Here is a 12262-nt window from a genome sequence, read left to right on the forward strand (position 1 = left end):
GGATTTCACGAAAACAGCGTTTCGGTTTCCGGATCGAGCGATCCGGAAACATTTGCATACAAATGAGTTTGGGAAGCGGCGGCTTGGCTGCTTATTCCCGGCCGCGTCTCGCCGCGTGGCCTTCGCGCGAACGCCGGCGCGGGGCGGCGTCGCCGGCGACGCCATCCTCGCTGACCGTCTTGCGCGGCGGCAGTTTCACCGCCGCCGACAGTTTCGGGAACGGATCGACCTTGTTGGGCAGCGCCATGGCGTAGACGAAATGCTCCTGGAATTTTGGCTCCAGCGCGGTCTCGATCTTCTCGATCTTGCTGACCGTGTCCTCGATCTCGCGGCGGTAGCCGCGGTTGAGCAGCGCCATGCGGGCGCCGGCGCCGGCGGCGTTGCCGACAGCCGAGACCTTGTCGAGGTCGCAATCCGGGATCAGGCCCAGCACCATGGCGTATTTCGGATCGATGAAGGAGCCGAAGGCGCCGGCGAAATGGATGCGGTCGACATGGTCGGTGTGCTGCTTTTCCATCAACAGCTTGGTGCCGGCATAAAGCGCTGCCTTGGCGAGCTGGATGGCGCGTACGTCGGTCTGGGTGATGGTGATCTTCGGTTCGCCTTCCTTCAGCATGTAGGAGAAGGTGCGGCCATGGGCAGTGACGCGCGGCGAGCGCGCGGCAAGCCCGCCATCGATGACGCCGTCCTCGGAGATGATGCCGGCGAGATACATCTCGGCGACGACCTCGATGATGCCGGAGCCGCAGATGCCGGTGACACCGGTTGCCTGCACGCTGTCGAGGAAGCCCGGCTCGTCGGACCACAGTTCCGAGCCGATGACGCGATACTTCGGCTCCAGCGTGTCGGGGTCGATGCGCACGCGCTCGATGGCGCCGGGGGCGGCACGCTGGCCACCGGAGATTTCCGCGCCCTCGAAGGCCGGGCCGGTTGGAGAAGAAGCAGCCACGACCCGCGCACGGTTGCCGAGCACGATCTCGGCATTGGTGCCGACGTCGACGATCAGCATCATCTCGTCCTGGCGATGCGGGCCTTCCGACAGCGTTACCGCTGCGGCATCGGCGCCGACGTGGCCGGCGATGCAAGGCAGCATGTAGAGCCGAGCGCCCTGATTGAGCTTCAGGCCGATGTCGGACGCCTTGATGTGCACGGCACCCGAAACGGCCAGTGCAAAGGGCGCGCCGCCAAGCTCGGTCGGATCGATGCCGAGGAACAGATGGTGCATGATCGGATTGCCGACGAAGACGGAATCCAGGATGTCGTTGCGCTGGACATTGCCTTCGGCGCAGACCTTGTCGACCAGACCGGAGATCGCTTCGCGCACGGCGACCGTCATGCCTTCGCGGCCATCCGGGTTCATCATCACATAGGAGACGCGGCTCATCAGATCCTCGCCGAAGCGGATCTGCGGATTGGAGGTGCCGGAAGAAGCGGCGACGCGGCCGGACAGCAGCGACACCAGATGCATGGCGATGGTGGTCGAGCCGATATCGCAGGCAAGCCCATAGGCTTCGTTCTTGAGGCCCGGCCACAGTGCCACGACGCGCGCGGTCTCGCTGTCGGCATCCTTGTAGATGGCGGCTGTGGCGGTCCAGTTGCCCTTGCGCAAGATGCCTTGCACCTGCGGCAGCAGATAAAAATCGAAATCGAGGCTTTTCAGACCCCAGTCGTGCATCAGGGCGATCTTCAGCCGGTCGAGATCGCCTGATGGATTGTGCATGTCGGGCTCTTCGATCTCGACATAGCACATGCGGATCGCCGCATCGCGGGCGATCACCCTGGTGTCGGCATCCTTGCGGATGGTCTGCGCGTTGATGACCGTGTCCTGCGGCACGTCGATGACGAGATCGCCGAGGATTTGCGCCGAACAGGACAGGCGGCGCCGCTCGGGCAGGCCGCGGACGCGCTCATAGCGTTCTTCCTTGGCGCCCTTGGGAGAGATGTGGTCGTTGGAGGAGACGATCTTGTGCTTGGCGAAATTGCCTTCCTGCACTTCGATCTGGCAGCGCCCGCATGTGGCACGTCCGCCGCAGACGCTTTCGACATAGACGCCGAGCTGGCGCGCGGCATCCAGCACCGGCGTGCCGACCGGAAACCGCCCGCGCTTGCCCGAAGGCATGAACAGCACGAGCGGATCGGTGATGTTGACGGGTGAATTCACGATTGCGCGCTTATCCCCGAGCCATCCGGGCTTCACGGCCGCCACGGCGGCGGCCACCATTGTTGGCGCCTTCACCCGGCGCGTTGACCTGCGTTGGTGCGGCGACCGCCTGGCCGCCTTCGGCCGGCTTGTAATCCTTGTAGGTGCGGATCCAGTTGGTGCAGTTCTCGTCGGTGCCGTTCAGCACATTGGCGCCGCGCACGGCTTCCATTTCCTGCGGCCGCACCGGGTTCATGATTGCTGACGTCATGCCGGCGCCGATCACCATCGGGATGAAGGCAGCGTTGATGCCGTGGCGATGCGGCAAGCCGAACGAGATGTTGGACAGGCCGCAGGTGGTGTTGACCTTGAGCTCTTCGCGCAGTCGACGCAGCAGCGCGAACACCTGGCGGCCAGCATCGCCCAGCGCGCCGATCGGCATCACCAGCGGGTCGACCACAACGTCATGCGCCGGGATGCCGAAATCGGCGCAGCGCTCGACGATCTTCTTGGCGACGGCGAAGCGCACGTCGGGGTCCATCGAGATGCCGGTCTCGTCGTTGGAGATGGCGACGACGGGAACGTTGTATTTCTTGACCAGCGGCAGGATGGCTTCGAGCTTTTCTTCCTCGCCGGTGACGGAGTTGACCAGCGGCCGGCCCTTGGCGACCTTCAGCGCTGCCTCGATCGCGGCGGTGACCGACGAGTCGATCGACAGCGGCAGGTCGACCAGGCCCTGGACGATCTCCAGCGTCTGCACCAGCAGGCCAGGTTCGGTCTCGTTCGGGTTGACCGAGGTGACGCCGGCATTGACGTCGAGCATGGTGGCGCCACAGGCTGCCTGCTCGAGCGCATCCTTGATGACGGTCTCGAAATTGCCTGCGATCATCTCGGCGGCCAGCTTTTTGCGGCCGGTCGGGTTGATGCGTTCGCCAATCACGCAGAAGGGCTGGTCGAAGCCGATGATGATTTCTCGTGTCGCCGAGGCGACGATGGTCCGGGTCATGAATTCTCTCCGCCGTGATATAAAGATTTCTTTATATCGTTGTCTGGTTTCGTTCAAGCGAATGGGTGGTCGCTCGCGCCGTCAGTGCGCGGTCTTCACCATGTCCACCTGCGTTTCGGTAATGTCGTCGTGCAGTATGTGCTCAAGCCGGTCGGCGACCATCTGGTCGTCGCGGCGGATTTCGCGTTTCCATGGCTGGCGGCCCTTCAGCACGCCGGATTCATCGACGATCTCGGCGACATATTCCTCCTGCCGGTAGGCCATCACATGGACGCCGGAAACGCCGGAGATTTCCTTCACCTCGTTGATGATGTCGATGCAGAGCTGCTTGCCTTCCTTCTTCTGGTCCTGCGCGCCTTCCAGCCGCTTGATGACCGAATCGGGGATGTGAATGCCCGGCACGTTGGAGCGGATCCATTTGGCCGTCTTGGCCGAGGCCAGCGGTCCGACGCCAACCAGGATGAAGCACTTTTCGGTGTAGCCGATGTCGCGCACCTTCTGCATGTAGGTGCGGAACATCGGCACGTCGAAGCAATACTGGCTCTGCACGAATTGCGCGCCGGCAGCGATCTTCTTGCCCAACCGATGCGGGCGGAAGTCGATCGGCGGTGCGAACGGATTGATCGCAGCACCCAGGAAAAGCTGCGGCGGCGTCGTCAGCTTGCGGCCGGACAGGAACTTGCCGTTGTCGCGCATGATGCGGCAGGTCTCGAGCAGCGACATGCAGTCGAGGTCGAACACCGGCTTGGCGCCGGGTTGGTCGCCGGCCTGCACGCCGTCGCCAGTCAGGCACAGCATGTTGGCGACGCCCATCGCCGCCCCGCCCAGCACGTCGCCCTGGATGGCGATGCGGTTCTTGTCGCGGCAAGCGATCTGCATGATCGGCGCATAGCCCATGCGGGTCAAAAGTGCGCAGATGCCGACCGACGACATGTGGCAGTTGGCGCCCGAGGCATCGACGGCGTTGATGGCATCGACCCAGCCGTCAAAGATTTTCGCCCGGTTGTAGACGTCTTCCGGATCGGCGCTGTCGGGCGGATTGAGCTCGGTGGTGACGGCGAACTCGCCGCGCCGCAGGACGCGCTCCAGCCGGCCGCGCGAGGTGTGGCCGGGCAGGGGATCCAGCGGCAGATGGATGCCGGCCGGGTTCTCGTCGCGCTGGCGTCCGTTCATGCCGATGCCCCGGTGTTTGCCGCCCCATTCTTGGCGGCAGCGGCTGCTTCGCGCGCGGCGGCCGCCTGCGCGGTCACCCGCAGCCAGGCCGAGGTTTCGCGCAACGACTGATCGACCGGCTTCTGCACGGCCAGGATCCTGTCGCTGTGCACCATGTTCTGCGAGCCTTCCCAGGCCTTGACCCAGACGCAGGGCATGTCAGGCTCGACCTCGCAATTGCCATTGGCGCGCACACCGCCGCACGGGCCGTTGCGCAACTGCTTGGGGCAGTTCATCGGGCACGACATGCCAGTCGAGGACAATATGCATTGGCCGCACATGCGGCAGTCGAACATGAAGCCCTTGACGCGCTTCTCGACGAATTTGACCGACCCTTCGATACGGCCGTAACCGATGCCCTTCCACAAGGGGTGGAGCAGCAGGAACATGTCGGCGAATCTGGCATAGAACCATTCGAGCAATCGCGAGTGCCGCACAGACCACAATCTGACCGCGAAGGAACGCTGCACGCGCCGCTGCGGCGACACGTCGGCCGGCTTGTAGTCGGATTTCGGCGCTGCCTTCTTGACCAGAGTGGCCTGGGTAACCGTCGGCTGGGTGTCAGACATTTTCTTTGCCACCCGCCTTGACCAGAGCGACCAGCCGCTCACGATCGTATTTCGTTTCGATGTCCTGGAAAGCCTTTTCGACCTCGGCCTCGAGGTCGTCGCCGACTGGAACAGGATCGGCCTTGCGCCATTCGGCCAGATAGTCGTCGGTGCCGCCGGCGCCGGTGCGCATGGCGCACATGTCGATCGCCTCGGTGAAGCGCAGCGGCAGTTCGCGCTTGGCGTTCTGCCGGCCCTTCTTGACGATGACCTGGGCAGGGATGTCGCGCCAGTAGACGACGATCAGATCGGCCATGAATTCTCACTCCTCGATCTGTCGAGCATTGCCGGAAGCGCAGTTGGGCCGCTTGTTATGGGACGACGCGCGCGCATTCAAAAGCGACGCATTTGGATGTCGTAAAATGAAAGGTGCGTTTATTCGTTTCCGACGTGTGCCGGCGGCAGGTTCGACGCGCCGGAAAAGCCGGCGCGGTGCAGGCGATCGCGGACGGAGAATGCGCTACCAGATGCCGGTTCTGAGCCCTGTCCAGAGGTAGAACCAGATCGTCGGATGATACCATTGTTGTGACGGCAGGCCCGGATCAATGGTGGCGAGCTTTCCGGCCAACACGTCGCTGACCGCTTCGACGCAGATGTCGCGCGAGAACGCCGCCTGGCGCAACGCGTAGCTCGAAATACTGTCGCCGCGTTCGGGCTTGCCGCGCGCCTGCCTGAGCGCGCCGCCGGTGTCGACACCGGCGTCGACCAGCAGCATGGTGGTGCCGAAATTCTTGGCATCACTGGTCGCCAGCGCCCAGTAGCCGCCGTTCATGCCGCGGTATTTGGGCGTGATGCCAGCATGGTAGTTGATGACGGGGCAAGAGATTTTCGACAGTGTTTCGCGTGTCAGCATGCGGCAACCGGCGAGAAACACGACGCCCGGCTGGATCCTTGCGATGGCGTCCAGGCATTCCGGCGCATTGGCCGAGGGAACGTGAATGATCGACTGGCCCGGTTTCGGTTCGGTCTGCAGCTTCTGCTCGGCGGTCATTTGCGCCGCGTGGCCGGCAAAGAAGCGTTTTCCCAGACGTGTCAGCACCATCGTGCCCAGCTGGCCGATGGCCGATACCCAGCCCAGCCGGCGGGCCCTCCTGAGCAGCAATTGCTTTTTGGATTCAGGGGCTTCGAGGATGACGTTGACTGGCCCCAACCGGTCGACGATGGCGTTGATGACCGCCCAGATGTGCGGCCCGCCCTCGGTGACGACGACGATGTTCGACTTCAGGGGATCCATGGTTCGAGACGCACCGTTGGACAAGATGCGGCCGGTATCGGCCTTGGCTTGCGGCATGCTAGGGCGTGCGGGTTAATCCTTGGTGACGGGATCAGCGCTTGAATTCGAGAATGTCGAGCTTCGATTCGTAGTAGGGCGCGGGAAATTCAATGCGCCAGTCGCTGGCGCTGTTGCGGAAGGCATAGCCGACCTGGTCGGTCTGCGGGCCACTGCCATAGGGTTTTGCCGGATCGCTGTTGACGTAGCCCGAGCCGAGATAGATCGCGCGCTTCTCGCCATCGTCGAAGAAGCGGCCCTTGGTGCGCTGCGAACCGCTGATCTTTTCCAGCCGCCAGCCGGAACCGTCGTCGGTCACCTTGCACTTGAACCAGCCATAGATGACGAGCGGGCTGGTGCCACCAGCCTTGATGGTGCGGCATTTCCAGTTGCCGGTCAGGTCCTTGTCGGAAAAGGAAACGAGGGGTTTCGCCAGCAACGCATCGAGCTGGTTGACCTCGGCGGGATCTCCCGCTTTCGCCTCGGCCAGCGCCGCCTTGCGGGTCTCGCCATATTTGTCGAGCCGTGTCTTGTCGGCGGCGGTGATGAGTTTCTGCACCTCGCCATCGGCAAGCGCGGGAAGGGTGCCGCAGAGCAGACCGACAGCGGCGAGCAGTGGACGAAGGATCATGGAAGGCCTCCCTGTTGATGTCTGGAGCAGCGCCGCTACCACCTGGTGCATAACTTATCGGGTCGCTGGCGCCTGTCATCCGTGCTTAACAGCGTCACGGTCAAAAATCATGGTGTGACGAATGCGAATCTTGCTCACGGGATCGTCGGGTTGGCTGGGCAGTGCGCTGGCGCCGCGCCTGCGGGCCCTTGGTCACGATGTCACCGGCCTCGATCCCGTTCCATCGGCGGAGACCCAGATTGTCGGTTCGATCGCCGATCGCGACCTTGTCCTGGACACGTTCCGCGACAACCGGATCGAGGCGATCATCCACAGCGGTGCGCTGCACAAGCCCAATATCGAGAACCGCGCCAACAGCGATTTCGTCGCCACCAACGTGCAAGGCACGCTCAACCTGCTCGACGCGGCGATGGCCTTCGGCGTCAAGCGCTTCGTCGTCACGTCGACGACCTCGCTGATGATTTCGCAAGCGATACGCGACGGTTTTACTGGTGGCGCGCGCAAGGCCGCCTGGCTGACGGAGGCGATGTCGCCCGAGCCGCGCAACATCTACGGCGTCACCAAGCTTGCGGCCGAACAGCTTTGCCGCCTCTATCATATCCAGCACGGGCTGCCGGTGGTGGTGCTGCGCACCGCCCGCTTCTTTCCCGAAGCCGACGACATGGCGCGTGCGATCGAACAGTCGGATGCCAACACCAAGGCCAATGAACTGCTGTTTCGCCGGCTGACGGTGGAGGACGCGGCCGATGCCCATATCCTTGCGCTCGAAAAGGCACCGCAGCTCGGCTTCGACATTTTCATCGTCTGCGCGCCGACGCCGTTCCGGCCCGACGATTGCGCGGCCCTGATCGCCGACGCACCGTCGGTCGTCGCGCGCTACTTTCCGGAATTCCCGGCGCTCTACGCGCGAAAGGGCTGGACGATGTTCTCGTCCATCGACCGCGTCTATGACGCGTCGCGGGCGAGGGACAGGCTGGGTTTCGTCTGCAAGACCAGCTTTGCCGACGTGCTTGCGGAGTTGCGCGCCGAGGAAGCAGGGGCTACCTAGCCGGCCACGGCCGCGGCGCTCGCCATCCCCGCCGTCAGGTCGCCATAGCCCGTGCCGCGGCGTTCATAAGCGAGACCGAGTATTTTCGCGGCTTTTTCGGCGACCTTGTCGAGCTCCGGATCGTCGGTCTGGGCGAGATAAATCAGCTTCTCGTAATTGCCGAAATAGTCCTTGATCAGCTCCGGGTGCTTGTCGAGGCCGAGCGGCTTCATGAAGAAGGCGTCGAACTGGCGGCACAGGAAGTCGGTCATGTAGAAGGACATCATGTCGTCGTCGGCGATCTTCGCATAGGCCTCCATGCCTTGATAGAAGGCGAAGCAATGCGGGCCGGCCATGCGCTCGACGCCATGCTTCTCGCAGATCCGGTCGAGCAGGCCCCCGGTTCCGCAGTCGGCATAGCCGACGAAAATGTGTTCGTAGCCCTCCGCCTTGGCCTTTTTGATCGCCTTGTCCATGGCCGGCGCAATGCGGTCCGGATAGAAGTGGAATTCCGCCGGCAGGCAGGTCAGGTCGAGGTGATCCAGTCCGAGCTGTTCCTTGACGGCCAGAACTTCGCGCGCAATCATCCCACAGGCGATGACGAGCAGCCTGTCGTCTTGATTCGGTTTCGTTTTTTGTATCTTGGCCATGGAACCAGTCGAGCCGGCCTTTCGTTGCTGTGGGGCTAATTTTATCTGTTGAGGGAGACACCGTCCATGAAACTGTTACGCGTCGCGCCGATAGCCTTCCTTGCCTGCGCCCTGGCCCTTACGGCATGTGCGAACACCGTCCGTGGCGTCGGCAAGGATGTCAAATCGACGGCCAGGGCGGTTAAGGACACCGTCACCAAGCCATGATCCGCGCACAGCCTTCTTCGTCATCTGGGAACAAAAAAGCCGCGCTGCAAGGCGCGGCTTTTCAATTGTCCGTGCCGGATTTCGATCAGGCCGACGCGCGGACGTTGTGCTTGCGCTTCATGAAGTCCTTGGCGGTCTCGACCGCCACCGCCGCGTCGCGACAATAGGCATCGGCGCCGACGGCCTTGCCGAATTCCTCGTTCAGCGGCGCGCCGCCAACCAGCACGACATAGTCGTCGCGGATGCCCTTTTCCTTCATCGTGTCGATGACGACCTTCATGTAGGGCATGGTGGTGGTCAGCAGCGCCGACATGCCGATGATGTCGGGCTGGTGCTGTTCGATGGCATCGAGATATTTCTCGACCGCATTGTTGATGCCGAGGTCGATGACGTCGAAGCCGGCACCCTCCATCATCATGCCGACGAGGTTCTTGCCGATGTCGTGGATGTCGCCCTTGACGGTGCCGATCACCATCTTGCCCTGCTTCGGCGCGCCGGTGGCGGCAAGCAGTGGACGCAGGATGAACATGCCGGCTTTCATGGCATTGGCCGAGAGCAGCACTTCCGGCACGAACAGGATGCCATCGCGAAAGTCCTCGCCGACGATGCGCATGCCTTCGACCAGCGCCTCGGTCAGCACCTTGTAGGGTATCCAGCCGCGTCCGAGCAGGATGTTGGTGCCTTCCTCGATCTCTTCCTTCAGTCCGTCGTAAAGATCGTCGTGCATCTGCTGCACCAACTCGTCGTCGGAAAGTTCGGAAAGGATGATCTCGTCGTCGGACATTTGTATCAAGCTCCTGCCGGCATCGCGACTGCGTCGCAAGGCACAAAATATTCGCGCTCATACCTAACCCGCTGGGGGCATGTATCCATAGCTGATTTGCGACTTCCCGCAAAAGGAAAGCGACCGTAACTCTCTTGGAATTCTTGTCGATTTTGCGACAGGCGTTGGCGCTGGCGGGCCGTTTCGAATAGGGTGCATGGCTACGATCCGGCAAGAAGCGGCGATACGTTGCCGCAATGGAATCCGGACAAGAACAAATTCAGGGAAGAGCGATCATGAGCGAACACGCGGCAGTCGATCAGGAAGCGTCAAACGCGCGACGCGGGCGCGGCGCCAGCGGCGGGGCGGCTGCCCGGCGTGCGGCACGTTCGGGCGGCGGCCCCGGCACCCAGCTCACCTATATCAAGCGCAAGATCAACGTCTATGAGGTGCTGGACGAGGAAGGCCTGGCGCTGATCGAGAAGAACACCGACACGGTGCTTGAGGAGATCGGCATCATCTTTCGCGATGACGCCGAAGCGCTGCAGCTTTGGAAAGAGGCCGGCGCCGACGTCAAGGGCGAGCGCGTGCACTTTCCCAAGGGCCTCTGCCGCTCGCTGCTGAAGACCGCGCCTTCCATCTACACCCAGCACGCCCGCAATTCCGAGCGCTCGGTGCAGATCGGCGGCAACGCCACTGTCTTCGCGCCGGTCTATGGCCCGCCCTTCGTGCGCGACCTCGACGGTGTCAGACGTTATGCGACGATCGAGGATTTCCAGAATTTCGTGAAGCTCGCCTATATGGCGCCGTCGATCCACCATTCGGGTGGCACCGTGTGCGAGCCGGTCGATGTGCCGGTCAACAAGCGCCATCTCGACATGATCTACAGCCACATCAAATATTCGGACAAGCCGTTCATGGGTTCGGTCACCGCGCCGGAGCGGGCTGAAGACACCGTCGCCATGGCCAAGATCGTGTTCGGCGACGACTTCGTCGAAAACAACACGGTGCTGACCAGCCTGATCAACGCCAACTCGCCGATGGTGTTCGACGAGACCATGCTCGGCGCGCTGAAAGTCTATTCGCGCCATAACCAGGCCTGCATCGTTACGCCGTTCATTCTTGCCGGCGCGATGAGCCCGGTGACGGTCGCCGGCACGCTGACGCAGGTCCTGGCCGAAGTGCTGGCCGGCGCGTCGTTCACGCAGCTGATCCGGCCGGGCGCGCCGGTGCTGTTCGGCACCTTCGCCTCTTCGATCTCGATGCAGTCGGGCGCGCCGACCTTCGGCACGCCGGAGCCGTCGCTGGTGTCCTATGGCGCGGCACAGCTTGCCCGCCGTCTCGGCCTGCCATTCCGTACCGGCGGCTCGCTCTGCGCGTCCAAGGTTCCGGACGCGCAGGCGGCCTATGAGAGCGCCAACACACTGAACTCGACCATCCTTGCCGGCACCAACTTCGTGCTGCACTCGGCCGGCTGGCTCGAGGGTGGGCTCGCCTCCTGCTACGAAAAATTCATGATGGACATCGACCAGCTCGGCATGACGCAGAAGTTTTCCGAAGGCGTCGATCTGTCGGAGAATGGCCAGGCGATGGACGCCATCCGCCAGGTCGGCCCGGGCAGCCACTATCTCGGCTGCGACCACACCCAGGCCAATTTCCAGACCGCGTTCTACCGCTCCAACATCGCCGACAACAATTCCTACGAGCAGTGGCTGGCCGAGGGCGAGAAGACCGCACCGCAGCGCGCCAACGAACTCGCCCGCCGCTGGCTGGAAAGCTACGAGGCGCCGTATCTCGATCCGAGCATCGACGAAGCGCTGAAGGACTTCATCGCCAAGAAGAAGGGGTCGATGCCTGACGCCTTCACTTGAAAGGAGCCCGAGTCAGGCGGGGCTAAAGTCGCCAACATCATCCACAAGGAGGTCTGGCGGAGCGCGTTCTCCGATCCGGTCAAGAAGGGATGATTGTGGCCGCCGGCAGCGTTGACGGTATCGCTGCGGCGCTTCTCGCGAACGGCCTTGTTCTTCGTGGCGGTTTCAATTTTGCTCCGGGTGAAACGGCACCCCTTGGTCTCTCAGCCGGTCCTGCCAAGGCCGTTCTGCTGGTGGGGCAGGCAGGTGCCGCGCCCTGGCCGCATTTCCTGCGCTGGCAGGAAAAGCAATCACGGACCATCGCCGATCCGCTCGACAGCTGGTCGCGCGAGGTGATCGGAGCGGCGGCGAAGGCATTCGGGGCGAGAGCCGTTTCGCCCTCCGACAGGCCCTATCTGCCGTTCCAGCAATGGGCTATGCGAGCCGAGGGGTTGAAGCCGTCACCGCTAGGCATCCTCATGCATCCGCGATATGGGCTGTGGCACGCTTATCGCGGCGCGCTGCTGTTCGAGGTCGAGCTTCCGCTTCAAGCCGCTGCGACGTCACCCCACCTTTGCGACGCATGTGTCGAAAAGCCCTGCCTGAAATCCTGTCCGGTCGACGCCTATTCCGCGCAAGGTTTCACCCACCAGTCCTGCCTGGCGCATGTGCGAGGAGCGAATGGCGAACCGTGCCGCAGCAGCGGTTGCCTTGATCGAAACGCCTGCCCCTATGGCATGGACTATCGCTATCCCCCGGAAGTGCAGGCTTTCCACATGGCGGCTTTCGCGGATCTGTAGTCGTCGCGATCCTGCACGAAATGTTGACTGCCAGGTTCAGGGAACGCCTTGTTCTCGTGGCTCGCGCGGCTATGTATCGCGCATCTGACGAACGGAGC

Annotated in this window: 13 protein-coding genes; 4 read left to right on the forward strand and 9 right to left on the reverse strand. The window is 62.9% G+C overall.

Translation table 11 applies throughout. The features are described from left to right. Positions 1-91: 91 nt before the first annotated feature. The 7 genes from ACFSQT_RS37815 to ACFSQT_RS37845 form a co-directional block, all read right to left on the reverse strand. Positions 92-2221, reverse strand: a complete 2130-nt coding sequence (locus tag ACFSQT_RS37815; protein ID WP_379027103.1) for an ASKHA domain-containing protein — start codon at positions 2219-2221, stop codon at positions 92-94. Further along, positions 2172-3146 carry a methyltetrahydrofolate cobalamin methyltransferase gene (locus ACFSQT_RS37820; RefSeq protein WP_379027104.1) on the reverse strand — a complete coding sequence of 325 codons (975 nt, stop codon included), beginning with the start codon at positions 3144-3146 and terminating at the stop codon, positions 2172-2174. Before ACFSQT_RS37820 ends, ACFSQT_RS37815 begins: the two co-directional genes overlap by 50 nt. 81 nt (positions 3147-3227) lie before the next feature. Next, positions 3228-4319, reverse strand: a complete 1092-nt coding sequence (locus ACFSQT_RS37825; RefSeq protein ID WP_379027105.1) for a methylenetetrahydrofolate reductase — start codon at positions 4317-4319, stop codon at positions 3228-3230. Then, positions 4316-4927 (reverse strand): methylenetetrahydrofolate reductase C-terminal domain-containing protein, encoded by a 612-nt coding sequence (locus tag ACFSQT_RS37830; protein WP_379027106.1) that lies wholly within the window; start codon positions 4925-4927, stop codon positions 4316-4318. Before ACFSQT_RS37830 ends, ACFSQT_RS37825 begins: the two co-directional genes overlap by 4 nt. Further along, a complete protein-coding gene (locus ACFSQT_RS37835) occupies positions 4920-5222 on the reverse strand; it encodes a virulence factor (protein ID WP_379027107.1) in 303 nt (100 codons plus the stop codon). Before ACFSQT_RS37835 ends, ACFSQT_RS37830 begins: the two co-directional genes overlap by 8 nt. Positions 5223-5426: 204 nt before the next feature. After that, positions 5427-6200, reverse strand: a complete 774-nt coding sequence (locus tag ACFSQT_RS37840; RefSeq protein ID WP_379027152.1) for a formyl transferase — start codon at positions 6198-6200, stop codon at positions 5427-5429. 91 nt (positions 6201-6291) lie between these two features. After that, entirely contained in the window at positions 6292-6867 is a 576-nt protein-coding gene (locus ACFSQT_RS37845; RefSeq protein ID WP_379027108.1) for a DUF4893 domain-containing protein, read from the reverse strand. Between the two features lie 121 nt (positions 6868-6988). Between ACFSQT_RS37845 and ACFSQT_RS37850 the strand changes: the two genes are divergently transcribed. After that, complete coding sequence (locus tag ACFSQT_RS37850; RefSeq protein WP_379027109.1) at positions 6989-7915, forward strand: NAD-dependent epimerase/dehydratase family protein; 927 nt, start codon at positions 6989-6991, stop codon at positions 7913-7915. On the opposite strand, the gene ACFSQT_RS37855 is transcribed toward ACFSQT_RS37850, so the two are convergent. Beyond that, positions 7912-8544, reverse strand: a complete 633-nt coding sequence (locus ACFSQT_RS37855) for a DUF1638 domain-containing protein (RefSeq protein ID WP_379027110.1) — start codon at positions 8542-8544, stop codon at positions 7912-7914. The two genes, ACFSQT_RS37850 and ACFSQT_RS37855, sit on opposite strands and share 4 nt — an antisense overlap. Before the next feature lie 66 nt (positions 8545-8610). On the opposite strand from ACFSQT_RS37855, the gene ACFSQT_RS37860 reads away from it, so the two are divergent. Then, a complete protein-coding gene (locus tag ACFSQT_RS37860; RefSeq protein WP_379027111.1) occupies positions 8611-8751 on the forward strand; it encodes an EncA/B family entericidin in 141 nt (46 codons plus the stop codon). An 85-nt stretch (positions 8752-8836) separates the two neighbouring features. Here ACFSQT_RS37860 and ACFSQT_RS37865 read toward each other — a convergent pair whose 3' ends face one another. Beyond that, positions 8837-9535: a corrinoid protein gene (locus tag ACFSQT_RS37865; RefSeq protein ID WP_379027112.1), complete on the reverse strand. Its 699-nt coding sequence runs from the start codon at positions 9533-9535 to the stop codon at positions 8837-8839. Positions 9536-9810: 275 nt separating this feature from the next. On the opposite strand from ACFSQT_RS37865, the gene ACFSQT_RS37870 reads away from it, so the two are divergent. Next, positions 9811-11385, forward strand: a complete 1575-nt coding sequence (locus ACFSQT_RS37870; protein ID WP_379027113.1) for a trimethylamine methyltransferase family protein — start codon at positions 9811-9813, stop codon at positions 11383-11385. An 89-nt stretch (positions 11386-11474) separates the two neighbouring features. Next, a complete protein-coding gene (locus ACFSQT_RS37875) occupies positions 11475-12164 on the forward strand; it encodes a hypothetical protein (RefSeq protein ID WP_379027114.1) in 690 nt (229 codons plus the stop codon). Positions 12165-12262: the final 98 nt, after the last annotated feature.

Origin of the sequence: Mesorhizobium calcicola (genome assembly GCF_042682105.1) — a bacterium.
Lineage (GTDB): Bacteria > Pseudomonadota > Alphaproteobacteria > Rhizobiales > Rhizobiaceae > Mesorhizobium > Mesorhizobium calcicola.